This window comes from Enterobacter cloacae complex sp. 397G4 (assembly GCF_050031515.1).
Lineage (GTDB): Bacteria > Pseudomonadota > Gammaproteobacteria > Enterobacterales > Enterobacteriaceae > Enterobacter > Enterobacter hormaechei_C.
Genome location: NZ_JBLGWE010000001.1, coordinates 4519375 through 4539960, shown reverse-complemented (window position 1 = coordinate 4539960; position 20586 = coordinate 4519375). Strand labels below are relative to the sequence as shown.

The 20586-nt window shown below is 57.3% G+C and carries 14 protein-coding genes; 7 read left to right on the top strand and 7 right to left on the bottom strand.

The features are described from left to right. Positions 1 to 3 precede the first annotated feature (3 nt). Positions 4 to 2451, top strand: coding sequence for a glycogen phosphorylase (gene glgP / locus ACQG1Y_RS21925; RefSeq protein WP_015571454.1), 2448 nt, complete (start codon positions 4 to 6; stop codon positions 2449 to 2451). An 87-nt stretch (positions 2452 to 2538) separates the two neighbouring features. Here the strand turns inward: glgP and glpD are convergent, their stop codons facing one another. Continuing rightward, a complete protein-coding gene (gene glpD, locus ACQG1Y_RS21920; RefSeq protein ID WP_032649735.1) occupies positions 2539 to 4047 on the bottom strand; it encodes a glycerol-3-phosphate dehydrogenase in 1509 nt (502 codons plus the stop codon). Between the two features lie 285 nt (positions 4048 to 4332). On the opposite strand from glpD, the gene glpE reads away from it, so the two are divergent. From glpE to ACQG1Y_RS21905, 3 genes are read left to right on the top strand one after another with little or no spacing between them, the layout of a single operon-like run. Then, positions 4333 to 4665, top strand: a complete 333-nt coding sequence (gene glpE / locus ACQG1Y_RS21915) for a thiosulfate sulfurtransferase GlpE (RefSeq protein WP_368740837.1) — start codon at positions 4333 to 4335, stop codon at positions 4663 to 4665. A 47-nt stretch (positions 4666 to 4712) separates the two neighbouring features. Then, positions 4713 to 5543 carry a rhomboid family intramembrane serine protease GlpG gene (gene glpG / locus ACQG1Y_RS21910; protein WP_015571451.1) on the top strand — a complete coding sequence of 277 codons (831 nt, stop codon included), beginning with the start codon at positions 4713 to 4715 and terminating at the stop codon, positions 5541 to 5543. A gap of 16 nt (positions 5544 to 5559) precedes the next feature. Beyond that, complete coding sequence (locus tag ACQG1Y_RS21905; RefSeq protein ID WP_017384141.1) at positions 5560 to 6318, top strand: DeoR/GlpR family transcriptional regulator; 759 nt, start codon at positions 5560 to 5562, stop codon at positions 6316 to 6318. Between the two features lie 98 nt (positions 6319 to 6416). On the opposite strand, the gene malT is transcribed toward ACQG1Y_RS21905, so the two are convergent. After that, positions 6417 to 9122, bottom strand: a complete 2706-nt coding sequence (gene malT, locus ACQG1Y_RS21900; protein WP_015571449.1) for an HTH-type transcriptional regulator MalT — start codon at positions 9120 to 9122, stop codon at positions 6417 to 6419. Between the two features lie 572 nt (positions 9123 to 9694). Between malT and malP the strand changes: the two genes are divergently transcribed. Together malP and malQ are read left to right on the top strand one after the other, a co-directional pair. Beyond that, positions 9695 to 12088 carry a maltodextrin phosphorylase gene (gene malP / locus ACQG1Y_RS21895; RefSeq protein ID WP_368740836.1) on the top strand — a complete coding sequence of 798 codons (2394 nt, stop codon included), beginning with the start codon at positions 9695 to 9697 and terminating at the stop codon, positions 12086 to 12088. 9 nt (positions 12089 to 12097) lie between these two features. Next, complete coding sequence (malQ, locus tag ACQG1Y_RS21890) at positions 12098 to 14179, top strand: 4-alpha-glucanotransferase (protein WP_047728576.1); 2082 nt, start codon at positions 12098 to 12100, stop codon at positions 14177 to 14179. An 86-nt stretch (positions 14180 to 14265) separates the two neighbouring features. On the opposite strand, the gene gntT is transcribed toward malQ, so the two are convergent. From gntT to gntX, 3 genes are all read right to left on the bottom strand, one after another. Further along, positions 14266 to 15582, bottom strand: coding sequence for a gluconate transporter (gntT, locus tag ACQG1Y_RS21885; RefSeq protein WP_047728578.1), 1317 nt, complete (start codon positions 15580 to 15582; stop codon positions 14266 to 14268). Positions 15583 to 15887: 305 nt separating this feature from the next. Then, positions 15888 to 16463: a Fe-S biogenesis protein NfuA gene (gene nfuA, locus ACQG1Y_RS21880; RefSeq protein WP_003861601.1), complete on the bottom strand. Its 576-nt coding sequence runs from the start codon at positions 16461 to 16463 to the stop codon at positions 15888 to 15890. 61 nt (positions 16464 to 16524) lie between these two features. Beyond that, on the bottom strand, positions 16525 to 17205 hold the full coding sequence (gene gntX, locus ACQG1Y_RS21875; RefSeq protein WP_033488063.1) for a DNA utilization protein GntX: 681 nt from the start codon (positions 17203 to 17205) through the stop codon (positions 16525 to 16527). 36 nt (positions 17206 to 17241) lie between these two features. Between gntX and bioH the strand changes: the two genes are divergently transcribed. Continuing rightward, on the top strand, positions 17242 to 18024 hold the full coding sequence (bioH, locus tag ACQG1Y_RS21870) for a pimeloyl-ACP methyl ester esterase BioH (RefSeq protein ID WP_368740835.1): 783 nt from the start codon (positions 17242 to 17244) through the stop codon (positions 18022 to 18024). Here the strand turns inward: bioH and feoC are convergent. Both feoC and feoB read right to left on the bottom strand, forming a co-directional pair. Beyond that, entirely contained in the window at positions 17999 to 18235 is a 237-nt protein-coding gene (gene feoC / locus ACQG1Y_RS21865; RefSeq protein WP_017384148.1) for a [Fe-S]-dependent transcriptional repressor FeoC, read from the bottom strand. The genes bioH and feoC overlap by 26 nt on opposite strands. Before the next feature lie 11 nt (positions 18236 to 18246). Then, positions 18247 to 20565 carry a Fe(2+) transporter permease subunit FeoB gene (feoB, locus tag ACQG1Y_RS21860; protein ID WP_368740834.1) on the bottom strand — a complete coding sequence of 773 codons (2319 nt, stop codon included), beginning with the start codon at positions 20563 to 20565 and terminating at the stop codon, positions 18247 to 18249. Positions 20566 to 20586: the final 21 nt, after the last annotated feature.

Below are 20586 nucleotides of genomic sequence, written 5' to 3'. Positions count from 1 at the left end.
GATATGAATGCTCCATTTAGCTACTCTTCCCCCACGCTCAGCGTTGAGGCGTTGAAACATTCGATCGCCTATAAGCTGATGTTTACCATCGGGAAAGATCCCGTTATTGCCAACAAACATGAGTGGCTGAACGCCACGCTGTTTGCGGTGCGCGACCGTATGGTCGAACGCTGGCTGCGCTCTAACCGCGCCCAGCTTTCGCAGGAGACGCGACAGGTCTATTACCTGTCGATGGAGTTTCTGATTGGTCGCACCCTCTCCAATGCGCTGTTATCGCTCGGGATTTATGACGACGTCAAAAACGCACTGGAAGAGATGGGGCTGGATTTAGAAGAGCTGATTGACGAAGAGAACGACCCGGGGCTGGGTAACGGTGGTCTCGGGCGTCTTGCCGCCTGTTTCCTCGATTCACTGGCGACGCTGGCGCTGCCGGGGCGCGGCTACGGTATTCGCTACGACTACGGTATGTTCAAGCAGAACATCGTGGATGGTCGTCAGAAAGAGTCTCCTGACTACTGGCTGGAGTACGGTAACCCGTGGGAGTTCAAGCGCCACAACACGCGCTACAAGGTGCGTTTTGGCGGGCGTATTCAGCAGGAAGGGAAAAAATCCCGCTGGGTGGAAACCGAGGAGATCCTCGCCGTGGCCTATGACCAGATCATCCCCGGCTACGACACCGATGCGACCAATACGCTGCGCCTGTGGAACGCGCAGGCCAGTAGCGAGATCAACCTGGGTAAATTCAACCAGGGTGACTACTTCGCGGCGGTGGAAGATAAAAACCACTCCGAGAATGTGTCACGCGTCCTGTATCCGGATGACTCGACCTACTCAGGCCGCGAGCTGCGCCTGCGTCAGGAGTATTTCCTCGTCTCGGCAACGATTCAGGATATCCTTAGCCGTCACTATCAGCTGCACAAAACCTATGCGAATCTGGCGGAAAAAACCGCCATTCACCTCAACGATACCCATCCGGTGCTGTCGATCCCTGAGCTGATGCGCCTGCTGATTGACGAGCATAAGTTCAGCTGGGATGACGCGTTTGAAGTAACCTGCCAGGTGTTCTCGTACACCAACCATACGCTGATGAGTGAAGCGCTGGAGACGTGGCCGGTGGATATGCTCGGCAAAATTCTGCCGCGCCATCTGCAAATCATCTTCGAGATCAACGACTACTTCCTCAAGACCTTGCAGGAGCAGTACCCGAACGATACCGGTCTGCTGAGCCGCGCCTCGATCATTGATGAATCCAACGGGCGTCGCGTACGCATGGCCTGGCTGGCGGTGGTGATCAGCCACAAGGTGAACGGCGTGTCAGAGCTGCACTCGAACCTGATGGTGCAGTCGCTGTTTGCGGACTTCGCGAAGATCTTCCCGACGCGTTTCTGCAACGTGACCAACGGCGTCACCCCGCGCCGCTGGCTGGCGCTGGCGAACCAGCCGCTCTCCGACGTTCTGGATGAGAACATTGGCCGCACCTGGCGCACCGATTTGAGCCAGTTGAGCGAGCTGGAGCAGCACATTGATTTCCCGACGGTGAATAAAGCGGTACGGGAAGCCAAGCTGCTGAACAAGAAGCGTCTGGCGGTCTGGCTGGCGATGCATCTGAACGTGGTGGCGAACCCGAAAGCGCTGTTCGACGTGCAGATCAAACGTATCCACGAGTACAAGCGTCAGCTGATGAATGTCCTGCACGTTATTACCCACTACAACCGCATTAAGGCTGACCCGACGGCGGAGTGGGTGCCGCGCGTGAAAATCTTTGCCGGTAAGGCGGCGTCCGCGTACTACATGGCGAAGCACATCATTCATCTCATCAACGATGTGGCGAAGGTGGTGAACCACGATCCGGACATTGGCGATAAGCTGAAGGTCGTGTTTATCCCGAACTACAGCGTAAGCCTGGCGCAGCTGATTATTCCGGCGGCGGATCTCTCTGAGCAGATTTCCACGGCGGGGACGGAAGCATCCGGCACCAGTAACATGAAGTTTGCCCTGAACGGCGCGCTGACTATCGGCACGCTGGACGGCGCAAATGTCGAAATGCTGGAGCATGTGGGCGCGGAGAATATCTTTATTTTCGGGAATACGGCGGAAGAGGTGGAGGCGCTGCGCAAGCAGGGCTACTCGCCCCGTGAGTATTATGAAGAGGATGACGAGTTACGCCAGGTGCTGACGCAAATCGCCACCGGCGTGTTTAACCCTGAGGAGCCCGGACGCTATCGCGATCTGGTGGACTCGCTGATTAACTTTGGCGATCACTATCAGGTGCTGGCGGATTACCGCAGCTACGTGGATTGTCAGGATAAGGTGGACGAACTGTACCGTCAGCAGGAGAAGTGGACCAGCGCCGCGATGCATAACATCGCCAACATGGGGTACTTCTCGTCGGACAGAACCATCAAAGAGTATGCCGAGAATATCTGGCATATTGATCCGGTGCGGTTGTAAAAACAAAGCCCGGTGGCGCTGCGCTTACCGGGCCTACGGGATCGAGTAGGCCGGGTAAGGCGGAGCCGCCACCCGGCTTTTTTTCAATTACGACGCCAACGACAATTCACGCTTTCCCGCATGTTGTTGCAACCATTGCGCCACGCGAGACTGCTGCTCGGCATTCAGCCACATCCCTTCTTTAGTACGACGCCAGATAGCATCGTCCAGACGGCGCACCCACTCGTGTTCCACCAGGTAGCGCAGTTCCGCTTCGTACAGCTCATGGCCAAAATGCTCGCCCAGATCGGCAATCTCTTTCGCCTCGCCGAGGAACAGTTCGGTGTTGCTGCCGTAGGTGCGGGCATAGTGGCGCGCCATTCCTTCGGTAATGAACGGGAAGCGGCGACGCAGCTTCGCGGCGTAATCGTCGCGGTTATCGCCGATATCGCCGCCAGGCAGCACGGCGCCTTTCGTCCACGCCGGGCCGATGCCTTTGTAATACGGCGCCAGTTTCTCCAGCGCGTGCTCCGCCAGTTTACGGTAGGTGGTGAGCTTACCGCCAAATACCGACAGCAGGGGCGCCTGACCGTTCACGTCATGAATATCAAGCGTATAGTCACGGGTGATGGCCTGCGGTGAGTCAGACTCGTCATCACACAGCGGACGCACGCCGGAGTAGGTCCAGACCACGTCATCGCGCGCCAGCTGTTTCTTAAAGTGCGCGTTGTACACTTTCAACAGATAGCTGACTTCACTCTCGTCGATCTCAACGTTTTTCGGATCGCCTTTGTACTCTACGTCGGTGGTGCCGATGATGGAGAACTCGTCCATCCACGGGATCACAAACACAATGCGCTTGTCTTCATTTTGCAGGATATAAGCCTGTTTCTGGGTATGCACGCGCGGCACCACAATGTGGCTGCCCTTGATCAGGCGGATGCCGTACGGAGAAGGCAGGTGCATACCGTCATCGAAGAACTGTTTTACCCACGGGCCGGTGGCATTCACCAGGCCGCGCGCTTTCCAGCTAAACTTCTCACCGGTATCCACGTCTTCCGCTTCCACAATCCACAGGCCGTTTTCGCGGCGTGCGGCGGTCGCGCGGGTACGGGTTTTCACCTCGCCGCCTTTCTTCTCGACCATCTGCGCGTTAGCCAGCACCAGACGCGCATCGTCCACCCAGCAGTCGGAATATTCGAAACCGCGCACGATTTCAGGTTTAAGAACCGACTCTGAGCCAAAACGCAAACCTGTCGAACCCGGCAGGCTGGTGCGTTTACCCAGATGATCGTACATAAAAAGACCAATGCGGATCATCCACGCCGGACGCAGATGCGGGCGATGAGGCAGACGGAAACGCATCGGGATCGCCAGATGCGGAGCCATTTTCAGCAGTACTTCGCGTTCAGCCAGCGCTTCGCTGACCAGGCGAAATTCGTAGTGTTCCAGGTAGCGCAGGCCACCGTGGATCAGCTTGGAGCTGGCGGAAGACGTCGCGCAGGCGAGATCGTTAGCTTCCAGCATCAGCACGGATAAACCGCGTCCTGCGGCATCAACCGCAATACCGGCACCGTTGATGCCACCGCCTATCACAATCAGATCTTTGGTTTCCATAACACCCTCATGCACTTTCGTTAAAGCTCAAAAATGTTCGATATCGCTCATAATAGCAAAGGAACGCGCTTTTGGTAACATCAAAAAAACAATTTAGAGTGATATGGATAACATAATGGCGTTTACCCGCCGCCAGGACGTACACTACGGGGTAAAATAGTGCGGTCTGATGCCCTCACCCCAGCCCTCTCCCACGGGGAGAGGGTGATCCGTTTCCCTCTCCCTCCGGGAGAGGGTAGGGTGAGGGGAAAACCGCACCACACCTGAATATAAGATGAGAACACCATGGATCAGTTTGAATGTATTAACGTAGAAGAAGCCCATCAGAAGATGCACCAGGGACAAGCGGTGCTGGTGGATATCCGCGATCCGCAGAGCTTTGCGATGGGCCACACGCCGGGCGCGTTCCATCTCACCAACGACACGCTGGGCACGTTTATGCGCGATAACGACTTCGATACCCCGGTGATGGTGATGTGCTATCACGGCAACAGTAGTAAAGGCGCGGCGCAGTATCTGCTCCAGCAGGGTTACGACGCGGTGTACAGCGTCGATGGCGGCTTCGATGCCTGGCATCGTCATTTCCCGGCAGAAGTTGAATACGCGTTTGAGCGCTGATCCCGCTATACTGTCCCCTTTTGTGTGGAAATAAGCGACCGCTGCCCATGTTGATGATCACCTCTTTTAGCAACCCGCGCGTCGCCCAGGCGTTTGTCGACTATATGGCGACGCAGGGCATTATCCTGACTATTCAGCAGCATACACAGACGGATGTCTGGCTGGCAGACGAAAGCCAGGCCGGCCGCGTGAATGACGAGCTAGCGCGTTTTCTGGAAAACCCGGGCGACCCGCGTTATCTGGCGGCAAGCTGGCAATCCGGCCAGACCGGCAGTGGCCTGCACTATCAACGTTTTCCGTTTCTCGCCACCCTGCGCGAGCGCGCAGGACCGTTTACGCTGCTTTTGATGGCAGCCTGCATCATCGTCTTCATTATTATGAGCGTGGTGGGCGACCAGAGCGTGATGATTGCCCTCGCATGGCCGTACGATCCCTCCCTGCAATTTGACGTCTGGCGCTACTTCACGCATGCGCTGATGCACTTCTCGGTGATGCATATCCTCTTTAACCTGCTGTGGTGGTGGTATCTCGGCGGGGCGGTGGAGAAGCGGCTCGGCAGCGGCAAGCTGATTGTGATCACCCTTATCAGCGCCCTGTTAAGCGGCTACGTGCAGCACAAATTCAGCGGTCCATGGTTTGGCGGGTTATCCGGCGTGGTGTACGCCCTGATGGGTTACGCCTGGCTCAGAGGCGAGCGCGACCCGGATAGCGGCATCTATTTACAACGTGGATTAATAACCTTTGCGTTAATATGGCTTATTGCCGGATGGTTTGATCTGTTTGGTATGTCTATCGCCAATGGTGCGCACGTTACCGGCCTGGCGGTTGGGCTGGCGATGGCGCTGGCCGATACGCTCCATGCGCGAAAACGAACATAATTCCCAGGGATATTTCATGAAACAAACACAACGTCATGACGCCATTATCGAACTGGTAAAAAAACAGGGATACGTCAGTACTGAAGAGCTGGTGGAGCAGTTTGCCGTCAGCCCGCAAACCATCCGTCGTGACCTCAACGACCTGGCCGATCAGAACCGTATTTTGCGTCACCACGGCGGCGCCGCACTGCCGTCCAGCTCGGTGAACACCTCATGGCATGACCGTAAGGCGACGCAAACGGCAGAGAAAGAGCGTATCGCCCGTAAAGTGGCGAGCCAGATCCCGAACGGCGCGACGCTGTTTATTGATATCGGCACCACGCCGGAAGCGGTCGCCCATGCGCTGCTTAACCACGAGAACCTGCGCGTGGTGACCAACAACCTGAACGTGGCCAACACGTTGATGCAGAAAGACGATTTCCGCATCATCCTCGCGGGCGGCGAACTGCGTAGCCGCGACGGGGGCATTATCGGCGAAGCGACGCTCGATTTTATCTCTCAGTTCCGCCTCGACTTCGGCATTCTGGGGATCAGCGGCATCGACAGCGACGGCTCGCTGCTGGAGTTTGATTACCACGAGGTGCGCACCAAGCGCGCGATCATTGAAAACTCACGTCACGTGATGCTGGTGGTGGACCACTCCAAATTTGGCCGTAACGCGATGGTCAACATGGGCAGCATCAGCATGGTGGATGCGGTTTACACCGACGTAATGCCGCCGGCGGGCGTGATGCAGGTAATTAAGGATAACAATTTGCAGCTGGAATTGTGCTAGCGGTTGTGTCGGATGGCGCTGCGCTTACCCGACCTACAAAATTTTCTCCCTCTCCCTGTGGGAGAGGGCCGGGGTGAGGGCATCAGACCGCAGAGGATCTACACTCCATATCCCATCATCTTCAACAGCTGCTGCGCATGCTGCACCGCATCCTGTCGGTGCGCTACGCCCAGCTTCTGATACAGATTGCGAATGTGCGTTTTGATGGTGGTCGCCGCCACCGCCAGCTCACCGGCAATCTGCTCGTTGCTGTAGCCGGAATAGATCAGCCCCAGCACCTGCCATTCACGCTGGGTGAGCGGGCTGGTACGGATAAGCTCCGGCACTTCCGGATGGTTCAGCAGACGTTCAACGAAGTTCTCATCGAAGTGCGCAAACTTGTGGCGGTGGTGCTGGTTAATCTCGCGCAGAATGCGCTGGGCGCGATGCTGATCGAGTTCTGGCAGTGTGTTGAGCTGAATCAGCTGGCGCAGCTGCTGGGCCATCACTTCACCCTCAATCACAAAGTGGCTGATAAACCCGGTGCGGTTCGCCAGCTGCAACGCTTCCAGCAGTACGCGCTGGGCATCGTTTTTACGGCCCGCCTGCCAGTAAAGCTGGTTTAACAGCAGCAGGTTGCGGTTTAAATCGCTCATCAGGCGCAGGCTGCGGGCGTTTTCGTTTAACTCTTCCAGCACAATCTCGGCAGGCTCAAAGTCACCCAGCAGGATCTGCACGCGAGCGATGTTGCGCCACTGGCTTTGCAGGAAGTGGTTATTGGCAAATTCCGGTTTAGGCGTATGACGCAGCCAGTTGGCGGCGGACTTTTTATCGCCGGTCATCTGCCAGTAAATCACCCGCACCTTATCGGCGTTGGACACCCAGTCGCTATGGTACTGCCCGTTGCCGAGCAGGTTTTCCAGGCGGTTAAGATGGTTGCGGGCATTATCCAGGTCGCCGCGCGCCAGCGAGCACTGCACCAGCAGAGCCAGACACTGGAGCTGCTGCTGCGGCTGGAAGCTCGAAAGGACATTCAGACCCTGGCGGGCGCAGCTTTCTGCTTCATCCAGACGCGACCATGCCCACAGCAGCTGAGCGCGAATACGCAACAGGAACTCGTGCATCGGCAGCTGTTCCAGATGCTGTTCACGGATCAGCTGGAACGCTTTCTCCTGGTTTTCCCAGGCGGCTTGCAGGAATCCCTGAGCAAATAAAATCTCGCTTTGCTGGATCAGGCTCCAGAGGGCGTAATGCCAGACATCGTGGCGGCGCGCCATCTGTTCGGTTTGCTGCATGAGTGAAAGCGAACGCGTGAGATCGCCCTTACAGTGCAGCACTTCGCCGTGTACCGAGGTGGCCACAATACGGCTGTAAAAATTCGCCAGCGGCAGCTCATCCAGCGCGACCATCGCCAGCCGTTCGGCTTCCTCAGGGTCACCGTCGTTAATCGCCACCTGCGCACGCAGGGCGTTAAATTCGCCATGCAGGGTGGTATCCATCTCGCTTTCCATCTCCTGCTCGGCGCGCGCCAGCAGGGTGTTCACTTCGCTGTAGCGATGCTGGCTCTGCATCAGCCAGGCCTGGAGCAGCACCAGACGCGGATTCTCCAGCAGGCTTTCCCACGGCAGCGCTTTTAACGACTCTTCCAGCAGCGTCAGTTCACTGTGGTTGAACAGTCCCCACGCGTGGTTGAGCAGAATATCGCGCAGCATACCGGCATCCCCGGCGGCCAGCGCATGGTGGATAGCCTCGCTCGGGAAACCTTGCGCCATCCAGCTTTCGGCGGCGGCGCGGTGAATGTCAGGCAGCTCTGCGGCCAGTTCCCACTGGCAACGCTGGCGCAGGAAGCTGCCAAACAGCGGATGGTAGCTAAACCATTCGCCGGGATCGTCCATGCGCGTCAGGAACAGACCCTGACGTTCAATCTCTTCGAGCTGAAGCTGCCCGTTTTCAATGCCGGTGACGCGTACAATCAGCGCATCGTTCATGGAACGCAGCAGGGAGCTTTTCAGCAGGAAATGGCGGGTGGAGAGGTCAACGCTGTCGAGTACCTCATCCACAAGATAATCCGACAGGTGGCTGGCGTTGATGCCCGCCAGGCGGCGTGCGGACTGATGCGTCGGGCTGTTGTTTTGCCGCGCGGAGAGGGCAATCAGCTGAAGCGCCGTGGCCCAGCCGGCAACGTCATCGCACAGGCGGCTGCTTTCCGACGCCTCAATCGGAGACGTCAGGCGGCAGTCAAAGAACTGCTTCGCTTCCTGATGGGTAAAGGCCAGCTGCTGACTGCCGATTTCCAGCAGCTGATCGCGCACGCGCAGGTTGGCAATGCCCAACTGCGGAAGGTTACGCGACAGGACAACCAGCGTCAGGTTTTCCGGCTGATGGCGCAGGAAGAAACGCATGGACTCGTGAATAACCGGGTTGGTGATCAGATGATAATCATCAATCACCACATACAGCGGGCGATGCCATTCGGCCAGCTCGATAAACAGCTGGGAGAAAAGAGAGGACAGGCTGGCGTACTGGCGCTTTTGCACCATCACCTCGCTGGTGACGCAGTGTCCGTTGGTTGCCTGCTGAATCGCGGCAATTAAATAGCTGGCAAAACGCTCCTGCTGGTTATCCCCTTCATCCAGGGAGTACCAGCCAAGATCGCTTTTACCTGCCGCCCATTGCGAAATGAGCGTTGTTTTTCCATAACCCGCAGGACTCGTAACCAGCGCCAGTCGGAAATTATGCGCACCGGAAAGTTTAGCCAGCAGGCGCTCGCGGACCACAGTATGGTCAAGACGAACCGGGCGACTTAATTTGGACGGAATCAACATAGTTTTCACTTCACTGTGGGGAACGAGAGAATTTATTTTTTTTGCGCTTCGTAATTAATATCTATAAGTTCGGCCAATAGAGGAACTATTGCAAGTTATGTCTGGGTTTGGAGGCTCTGAATTTGCACTCTGTCACAAAACATTCTCATCACTGATGGAACTTTCCGTAAATGGCTGGATGCCGCGCTGCTTCTGGCTTGTGTGCATAAGTCGCGGTTGCGCTGAAACTGGTTTCAGAAAGAGATAATGACGCTGAAGTTAATTAACTTCGGGGAAAGTTGCATCGGCTTAATAGGGGTGCTGAATAATCGCGACGCGCGGAAATATTATTCTACGTAAGTAATCATTTCAGCGATGATTAATTTCCTCCGAAACTGCATTTCATTTCTTTGACGCTCTTCCGGGATCGCTTTTTCAGCGAAGCGCACACTCACACAGTGGCCTCGATCACACTTTTATGCTCATCCCCGCTACTCCTCCCTGTCTAATCCCCGACAGGAGGAGGAAGAGGCGCAATGAGCCAGGCACACTAGCGTTAAATGTTTTTACTCTCTACAGGATGCCGATTCCCTATGTCACAGCCTACTTTCAACAAAGCTCAATTTCAGGCTGCCCTGACGCGTCAGTGGCAGCGTTTTGGCCTTCATGCTGCAAACGAAATGGCGCCTCACCAGTGGTGGCAGGCGGTGAGCGGGGCGCTCGCAGAGCAGCTGGACGCTCAGCCTGTGACGAAGCCCGTGAAAGGCCAGCGTCACGTCAACTACATTTCAATGGAGTTCCTGATTGGCCGTCTGACGGGTAACAATCTGCTGAACCTTGGCTGGTATCAGGAGGTCGGTGACGTGCTGAAAGAACACGACATCAACCTGACCGATCTGCTGGAAGAAGAGATTGATCCGGCGCTGGGTAACGGCGGTCTGGGACGTCTGGCAGCCTGCTTCCTGGATTCCATGGCAACCGTGGGCCAGTCGGCGATTGGCTATGGCCTGAACTATCAGTACGGCCTGTTTCGTCAGTCATTTGCCGACGGCCATCAGATGGAAGCGCCAGACGACTGGCACCGCAATACTTATCCGTGGTTCCGCCACAACGCGCAGCTGGATGTGCAGGTCGGGATTGGCGGGAAAGTCACGAAGCAGGGACTCTGGGAACCGGCGTTCACCATTACCGGTGAAGCCTGGGACCTGCCGGTACTCGGCTACCGTAACGGCGTGGCGCAGCCGCTGCGCCTGTGGCAGGCGAAGCACGCGCATCCGTTTAACCTGACCAAATTCAACGACGGTGATTTCCTGCGCGCCGAGCAGCAGGGGATCGACGCCGAGAAGCTGACCAAAGTCCTCTACCCGAACGATAATCATCTGGCGGGTAAAAAGCTGCGTCTGATGCAGCAGTACTTCCAGTGCGCCTGCTCCGTGGCGGATATTCTGCGTCGCCACCACCTGGCGGGCCGCAAGCTGGCTCAGCTGCCGGACTTCGAAGTTATTCAGCTTAACGACACGCATCCGACCATTGCCATCCCGGAGCTGCTGCGCGTGCTGATCGACGAGCATCAGCTGAGCTGGGACGACGCCTGGGCCATCACCAGCCGCACCTTCGCCTACACCAACCACACCCTGATGCCGGAAGCGCTCGAGTGCTGGGATGAGAAGCTGGTGAAAACGCTGCTGCCGCGCCATATGCAGATCATCAACAAGATTAACGACCAGTTCAAAACGCTGGTGGAGAAAACCTGGCCGGGCGATAAGGCCGTCTGGGCGAAGCTGGCCGTTGTGCACGACAAGCAGGTGCGCATGGCGAACATGTGCGTGGTCAGCGGCTTTGCGGTGAACGGCGTGGCCGCGCTGCACTCGGATCTGGTGGTGAAAGATCTCTTCCCGGAATACCACCAGCTGTGGCCGACTAAGTTCCATAACGTGACCAACGGCATCACGCCGCGCCGCTGGATCAAGCAGTGCAACCCGCTGCTGGCCGGTCTGCTGGACAAGACCCTGAAGAAAGAGTGGGCCAACGACCTGGACCAGCTCATCAACCTGGAAAAACAGGCCGACAACGCGAAGTTCCGCGAGCAGTACCGCGCGATCAAGCTGGAGAACAAGGTTCGCCTGGCGGCGTTCGTGAAAGTGCGTACCGGGATTGAGATCAACCCGAATGCGATTTTCGATATCCAGATCAAACGACTGCACGAGTACAAACGTCAGCACCTGAACCTGCTGCACATTCTGGCGCTGTACAAAGAGATCCGCGAGAATCCGCAGGCCGACCGCGTCCCGCGCGTGTTCCTGTTCGGTGCGAAAGCGGCGCCGGGCTACTACCTGGCGAAAAACATTATCCTTGCCATTAATAAAGTGGCGGCGGCGATCAACAGCGATCCGAAAGTGGGCGACAAGCTGAAGGTGGTGTTCCTGCCGGACTACTGCGTTTCTGCGGCTGAAATGCTGATCCCGGCGGCGGATATTTCCGAGCAGATCTCTACCGCCGGTAAAGAAGCGTCCGGTACCGGCAACATGAAGCTGGCCCTGAACGGCGCGCTGACCGTCGGCACGCTGGACGGTGCGAACGTCGAAATCGCCGAGAAGGTCGGCGAAGAGAACATCTTTATCTTCGGCCATACTGTTGAAGAAGTGAAAGCCATCAAAGCCAAAGGGTACGACCCGGTGAAATGGCGTAAAAAAGATAAAGTGCTGGATGCGGTGCTCAAAGAGCTGGAAAGCGGGAAGTACAGCGACGGCGACAAGCACGCGTTTGACCAGATGCTGCACAGCATGGACAAACAGGGCGGCGACCCGTACCTGGTGATGGCTGACTTCTCGGCTTACGTTGAAGCGCAGAAGCAGGTCGACGTGCTGTATCGCGACCAGGATGCCTGGACCCGCGCGTGTATCCTGAACACCGCGCGCTGCGGTATGTTCAGCTCTGACCGCTCAATCCGTGATTATCAGGCTCGTATCTGGCAGGCAAAACGCTAAGGAAGCGCGATGGAGAGTAAACGTCTGGACAGTGCCGCGCAGGCGGCGGGAATTAGCCTCAGTTACATCAATGCGCACGGCAAACCGCAGTCTATTGGTGCGGACACCAAAAGACGTTTGCTGGATGCCATGCACAAAACCGACGCGAAAGCGTCGGGTGCGCCGGTGCCGAACGTCAAGGTCTTTACCGCGGGCAAAAAGATGCCGCTGGCGGTGGAAGGGCGCGGCGAGTTCAGCTGGCTGCTCACCACCGAAGAGGGGCATCAGCACAAAGGCCATGCCACCGGCGGCAAAACCCTCAACCTTCCGGCGAAGCTGCCGGAGGGCTACCACACGCTTACGCTTACCCGGGACGACCAGCGTTTTCACTGTCGGGTGATTGTGGCGCCAAAGCGCTGCTATGAGCCGCAGGCGCTGCGTGAAGGCAAAAAGCTGTGGGGCGCCTGCGTGCAGCTCTATACCCTGCGTTCGGACAGCAACTGGGGCATTGGCGATTTCGGCGACCTGAAAAAGATGCTGGCATCTGTTGGTGAGCGCGGCGGCGCGTTCATCGGCCTCAACCCGATCCACGCCCTCTATCCGGCGAATCCGGAAAGCGCCAGCCCGTACAGCCCGTCTTCCCGTCGCTGGCTGAACGTGATTTACATCGACGTTAACGCGTTAGACGATTTCAAAAACAGCAAAGAGGCGCAGGCGTGGTGGAAGCTTGAGACCACGCAACAGCTGCTGAAACAGGCCCGCGATGCGGACTGGGTTGATTACGCCTCCGTTACCGCGCTGAAAATGGCGGCTCTGCGTCTGGCCTGGAAGGGCTTTGCGAAGCGTGACGACGAGCAGATGGCAGCCTTCCGCCAGTTTGTGATGCAGGAAGGTGAGAGCCTTTACTGGCAGGCAGCGTTTGATGCGCTGCATGCGTATCAGGTTCAGGAGGACGAGATGCGCTGGGGCTGGCCGGTGTGGCCGGAAGCCTATCAGTCCGTTGATACCCCGGAAGTGAAGGCATTCTGTGAGACGCATGCCGACGAGGTGGATTTCTATCTCTGGTTGCAGTGGCTGGCGTACAGCCAGTTTGCCGCCTGCTGGCAGGTGAGCCAGGGCTATAACATGCCGATCGGGTTGTATCGCGATCTGGCTGTCGGCGTGGCGGAAGGCGGGGCGGAAACCTGGTGTGACCGTGAACTTTACTGCCTGAAAGCTTCTGTGGGGGCGCCGCCGGATATTCTGGGCCCGCTTGGTCAGAACTGGGGCTTACCGCCGATGGATCCGCACGTGATGGCGGCGCGTGCCTACGAGCCGTTTATCGACCTGCTGCGCGCTAACATGCAGAACTGCGGCGCGTTGCGTATCGACCACGTGATGTCCGTGCTGCGCCTGTGGTGGATCCCGTACGGTGAAACGGCTGACCACGGGGCGTACGTGCAGTATCCGGTGGACGACCTGCTCTCAATTCTCGCGCTGGAGAGTAAACGTCATCAGTGCATGGTGATTGGCGAAGATCTCGGTACCGTGCCGGTGGAAATTGTCAGCAAGCTCCGCGACAGCGGGGTTTACTCCTACAAAGTGCTCTATTTTGAAAACGACCATGAGAAAACCTTCCGCGCGCCGAAAGCGTACCCTGAACAGTCAATGGCAGTCGCGACGACGCATGATCTTCCTACGCTCAGAGGCTACTGGGAAAGCGGCGACCTGACGCTCGGCAAAACGCTGGGTCTCTACCCGGATGAAGAGGTTCTGCGTGGGCTGTATCAGGATCGCGAGCTGGCGAAGCAGGGGCTGCTGGATGCGCTGCATAAGCATGGCTGTCTGCCGAAGCGCGCCGGGCATAAGGCGTCGCTGATGTCGATGACGCCAACGCTTAACCGTGGCTTACAGCGCTATATTGCCGACAGCAACAGCGCGTTGCTCGGTCTGCAACCGGAAGACTGGATTGATATGGCGGAGCCGGTAAACATCCCCGGCACCAGCTATCAGTACAAAAACTGGCGCCGCAAGCTGTCCACAACGCTTGAAGCGATGTTTGCCGATGACGGGGTGAACAGGTTGATTAAGGATTTGGACAAGCGGCGAAAAGCGGTGGGTAAGAAGCGGTAGTTTCACCCTCACCCTAACCCTCTCCCAGAGGGAGAGGGAATAGAATGTAGGCCGGGTAAGCGTCAGCGCCACCCGGCTTTTTTACATCAAACCACCATATTCAACAGCAGCACCCCGATCAGACCGCACACCGAAATGATGGTTTCCAGCGCGGACCAGGACTTGATGGTTTCACCGATGGTCAGGTTGAAGTACTCCTTGAACAGCCAGAAGCCCGGATCGTTCACGTGGGAGAAAATCACGCTCCCGGAACCAACCGCGATAACCATCAGCTCAGGGCTGACGCCCGTGGTCGCAATCAGCGGCGCAACGATACCGCCCGCGGTAATCGCCGCAACGGTCGCAGAGCCCAGCGCGATACGCAACACCGCGGCAATAGACCATGCCATCAGCAGCGGGGAGACGTTGGTTTCATGCATCATGGCCGCGATGTATTTATCCACGCCGCTGTCGACCAGCACCTGCTTGAACGCGCCGCCACCGCCGATGATCAGCAGCATCATGGCAATGATTTTGATGGAAGAAGTCAGCGTGTCGTTGATCTGATCCATGGAACGGCCACGGTTAAGACCGAAGGTGAACATGGCGATCAGGACCGCAATCAGCGTCGCCATCACCGGGTCGCCCAGGAACTCCGCAACGGACAGGAACGCGTGACCTTTCGGCAGAACCATCTCTGCTATGGCACGCATCGCCATCAGGATCACCGGTACCAGTGAGGTCCAGACGCTGACGCCAAAGCCTGGCATCTCTTCTTCAGTAAAGGTTTTGGCGCTGTACAGCCCTTCCGGGATAGGCTTATCAATGCCTTTCAGGAAGCGCGCATACACCGGGCCTGCCAGAATCACCGTCGGGATCGCCAGAATCGTACCAAACAGCAGGGTTTTACCCATATCGGCATGGAAGATGGTGGCGATAGCCGTTGGGCCCGGATGCGGCGGCAGGAAACCGTGGGTGACGGACAGCGCCGCAGCCATCGGCACACCCACGAACAGCAGCGGGATGTTGGCGGCAGCGGCGATGGTGAACACCAGCGGCAGCATCAGCACGAAGCCCACTTCATAGAACAGCGCGAAACCGACGGTAAAACCGGTTAACACCACCGCCCATTGAATGTTCTTCTTACCAAATTTGTCGATCAGCGTGGTGGCAATACGCTGTGCGCCACCGCAGTCCGCGAGCATTTTACCGAGCATGGCGCCGAAGCCCATGATCAGCGCCAGGCTGCCGAGCGTACCGCCGACACCGGCTTTAATGGAGCTGATAACTTTAACCAGCGGCATTCCCTGCATCAGACCGACTGCAAGTGCCACCAGAACCAGAGCGATAAATCCGTTCATTTTGAAGCGGATCATCAAGAGCAGTAATAACACAACACCGATAGCGACGATGACTAATGGCATGATTGACCTGGCCTTTGAATTGTTATGGGTAACGTCATTGTTTCAACGACAAATTCCGGTTGTCCCAACTGGGAACAGAGTGTTAACGGCACTCATACTGATGCCTGCGAAAACGTTAAGTTTAGTCGGCTGTTATAAGGGTGTTGAGTGCCCACGAGAATGATACGGGTAACATGCGGTGATTGAGAATCACCCAGGGAGGCAAAATTTGAATTATGAGACGCAGGTCAACATACAGAGGGGGAGGCAAGAAAAAGTAGGCCCGGTAAGCGCAGCGCCACCGGGCAATACAGACGGGGACTGAATCAGTAGTAAGAGTGCTCGCCGCGCTGGTGCTCGGTCAGATCGCGCACGCCTTTCAGTTCCGGAAATTCGTTCAGCAGCTGCTTCTCGATCCCTTCTTTCAGGGTTACATCAACCATGGAGCAGCCGTTACAGCCGCCGCCGAATTGCAGGATCGCCAGACCATCTTCGGTGATTTCCATCAGGGAAACACGTCCCCCGTGGCCGGCCAGCTGCGGGTTGATCTGCGATTGCAGCAGATATTCCACACGCTCCATCAGCGGGGCATCGTCAGAAACTTTACGCATCTTCGCGTTTGGCGCCTTCAGCGTCAGCTGAGAACCCAGCTGGTCAGTGACGAAATCAATCTCCGCATCTTCAAGATACGGCGCGCTCAGCTCATCAACGTACGCGGTGAGCTGTTCAAATTTAAGGGCAGTGTCAGTTGCTTCCACAGCATCCGGAGGACAATAAGAGACACCACATTCTGCATTCGGAGTGCCTGGATTGATCACAAACACGCGGATCTGCGTCCCTTCTTCCTGATTTGCCAGCAGTTTGGCAAAGTGCGCTTGTGCAGAATCGGAAATACGGATCATAGCTTTGGCCTAATAGTTGACTAAATTACCTGGGTATAATCATACGCCCATTGAAGAAGGGCTACAAGGTACGGCACAGACACCATACCTGAACTGACGCGGCGCCGCTTTGCAAAAGCAGTCGGGAAAGTTCAGCCACGGTACTGCCCGTGGTGACGACATCATCCACAATCGCGATATGGAGGCCGTTGACCGGCAATTCAAGGCGAAAGGCGTTTTTCAGGTTCCTTTTGCGCGACCGGGCGTTGAGCCGGTGCTGAACGGCAGTGGCATGAGTACGTTTCAGCGTAGAGGCTGGGTACCGGCAACCCAGCCAGTGGGCGAGCGGACGGCACAGCAGGTCGCTCTGATTGTATCCCCGCCGCCAGTGCCGACGCTGAAACAGTGGCACGTTCACAAGCGTGTCGACCGGCGGCAGCCCGCGCGTTCTTCGCGCCTGTAATACCGCCAGTAACAACAGGCGTGCCAGGGGCTGCGCCAGTGCAGTCTGGCTGGAAAACTTAAACTGATGAACCAGACGACTCAGCGGCAAAACGTAATCATCCACCGCCACCAGCGCGCTCCACGGCGGCGCTTTTTTCAGGCAACGGCCGCAGGGGAGCGTCTGGCTTACGGCAGGCAAGCCGCATTGCGGACAGCCCTTCAGGTAACCCAGCGCTCGCGTGCAAACGGAACAGACGCCCCACGCGCTCATCGCAAGTGGCATTCGGCATAGCCAGCACAAGCCGGGCACTGTTAGCATACGCAACCTCCATGTGAAAAAAGAGAACGTTAACTGATGAAGACGCTGTGGTGGCAGACCGTTGGGACGGGAAATTGTCATCTTGTGCTGCTGCACGGATGGGGACTGAACGCCGAAGTGTGGCGTTGCATAAGTGAGGAACTGGCCTCGCAATTCACGGTACACCTGGTGGATCTACCGGGCTATGGCCGCAGCCGCGGCTACGGCGCGATGACGCTTGACGACATGGCGGAGCAGGTTCTGGAAGCGGCGCCGCAAAAAGCCGTCTGGCTCGGCTGGAGCCTGGGCGGACTGGTGGCAAGCCAGATTGCGCTGCGCCATCCTGAACGGGTCCAGGCGCTGATCACCGTTGCCTCATCACCCTGTTTCAGCGCCCGCGAGGCGTGGCCGGGCATCAAACCTGAGGTGCTGGCCGGGTTCCAGCATCAGCTGAGCGAAGACTTCCAGCGGACGGTGGAGCGTTTCCTGGCATTACAGACGATGGGAACAGAAACCGTCCGTCAGGATGCGCGGACGCTGAAGCAGACGGTGCTTTCTCTGCCGATGCCGGAGGTTGAGGTGCTGAACGGAGGGCTGGAAATCCTGAAAACGGCCGATCTGCGCGAGCCGCTGGCGTCTTTAACGGTGCCGCATCTGCGTATTTATGGCTATCTGGATGGACTGGTTCCGCGCAAGGTGGTTCCGCTGCTGGATGCGCTGTGGCCGGAGAGTAAATCAATGGTGGTTGCCAAAGCGGCACATGCGCCGTTCATCTCTCATCCTGCTGAGTTTTGTTCGGCGCTGTCCGGTTTTATCAGCGAAGCGTCCACCACTCCCTGAGACAGGCTTTACCTTCAGGACAACTCTTACAACTGCCGGACAGACAACCGTCCGGCTCTTCCTGAATGCGCACGGCTTTCCCCATGGCCTCCAGCCTTTCCAGCATGGCATCGATCATCGGCTGCGGCGTATGCAGGCTGAGGCTGAGCTGCTTCGCCTCCATTCGTCCCTGTAACGCCAGTAAGTCACGAACCTGAATCAACGATGCCATCTTTCTTCCCCTTAGTGACAGTGGCCCGCAGGGCTGCTACAGCAGGTCGTCGGGGTTTTGCGCGTTGCCAGCAGGTTAACGTCAACGCGGCTACGCGCCCGGCGCAGCAGGCCAATCACCATCACGTTAAACAGGATCACCGCGAGGATACAGACCAGGCTGTAGCGCGGATGCTGGCTGTAATTGACGGCCTGATAAAACACGGTCGCCAGCGAGTAGGCAATGTTCAGCCCCCACAGAATGGAGAAGCCCATCCAGCCGCGGCTGGACTCACGGGCAATGGCGCCCATGACCGAGATGCACGGAATATAGAGCAGGACGAAGATCAGGTAGCTGTAGGCCGCCGACGCGCTGCCAAATTTCTGGCCCATCACGCCCATTGCTCCGGTCGCCATTTCGCCGTCGCCTTTGCTGGCTTCAATCGGGTTCGCCAGTACGCTCAGGCTGAAGGTGTCTTTCAGGCTCTGCCAGGTTTCTTCCACCGCGCCTAGCAGTTCATCGCCGAGGTTGAACGCTGCCGGATTAAACTCCTCTTCCTGGATGTTTTCCGCGGTGTAAAGCGTGTTCAGGGTGCCGACAACCACCTCTTTTGCCATCGCGCCGGTGAACAGGCCCACGGTTGCCTGCCAGTTGTCTTCCTGAACGCCAATCGGTTTGAAGACCGGCGTAATGATCCGGCTGACGGAGGCCAGGGCAGAGTCATTAATGTTGTCCGCGGCCTGGCCGCTCAGAGTGAAGCTGTTCAGGGCGCTCAGGAAAATGCTGACCACCACAATCACCTTACCGGCGCGCAGAACGAAGCCCTTCAGGCGCTGCCATGTCTGAATAATCAGGCTTTTCAGATGCGGAACGTGATAAACCGGCAGTTCCATCACGAACGGCGACGCTTCGCCACGCATGATGGTGTGCTTCAGCATCAGGCCGGTGAGAATAGCCATCACGATACCCAGCACATACAGGGAGAAGACGGCCAGCGCTCCTTCCTGACCAAAGAACGCCGCGGCAAAGACCGCGAAGATCGCCAGCCGCGCGCCGCAGGACATGAACGGCGCCATCATGATGGTCATCAGGCGTTCGCGCGGGGCATCCAGCGTACGCGCGCCCATGACTGACGGCACGTTACAGCCAAAGCCGACAATCAGCGGCACGAAGGATTTGCCCGGCAGCCCCAGCGCCTGCATCAGGCGGTCCATCACGAAGGCGGCGCGCGCCATGTAACCGGAATCCTCAAGGAAGGAGAGGAACAGGTACATCATGCCGATCTGCGGCACCAGCGGCAGGACGGTATTGATCCCGCCGCCGATCCCCTGCGCAAGGAAGATGGTCAACCATTCCGGGAAGTGGAGGGTGTAGCCCAGCCACTGAAGACCGTGCACGAAGATAGCGACAGAGCCGCCATCAAAGATAGGTTGTAATGCACCGCCGATGTTAATGGCGAGCAGGAACATCACATACATCACCAGTAAAAAGATCGGTAAACCGAGGAAGCGGTTGAGCACAATCTTATCCACGGCGGCGGTGAAGCGGCTGGGTTCAGCGGTTAATGCATTGCTGACCACGTCACAGATAGCGGCGATGGCCTGATAGCGCGCATCCGCAATGTGCAGGGCCGGGTCATCCAGCTCGTCGCTAAGGCGAGCCTGTGCGACATCCAGCTTATCCGCCGCATCGCCTGCGTAGGCGCGGCTGTAGATATCGCCTTCCAGCATTTGCAGGCCAAGCCACTGACGTTGTCTGGCGGGCATGCTGTTATCCATCTCCTGCGCCAGCTGCCCGGCTTCGCGCAGCAGCGGCTGGGCGTAGTGCACCAGTTCGACGTCGGCATTGCCCGTGTGGCGGTCAATCGCCAGCTTCAGGGCGTCAATGCCGCGAGCGCGGGTGGAAACCAGCGGAACCACCGGGCAGCCCAGACGGGCGGAGAGGGCATCGACGTCGATGCGCAGCTTTTGCTTCTCCGCGATGTCGAGCATGTTAAGCGCCACGATGCAGGGAATACCCAGCTCCAGCAGCTGTAACGTGAGATACAGATTTCGTTCGAGGTTAGAGGCATCCACCACGTTGATAAGCAGATCCGCGTCGCCGCTCAGAATATAGTGGCAGGCAATTTGCTCATCGAGAGAGGTCTGGGATGAAATCGTGGTGAGGGAATAGGTCCCCGGTAAATCAACCAGCGTGACCTGATTATCTGTCGTGGTGAACTGGCCTTCTTTGCGTTCAACCGTCACGCCTGCCCAATTTCCCACACGCTGGCGTGCGCCAGTTAACTGATTAAATAAGGTTGTCTTGCCGGAATTAGGATTGCCAATTAAGCCAATAGTTAATTTTTTCATTGTAGTAGACTCACTGAAACC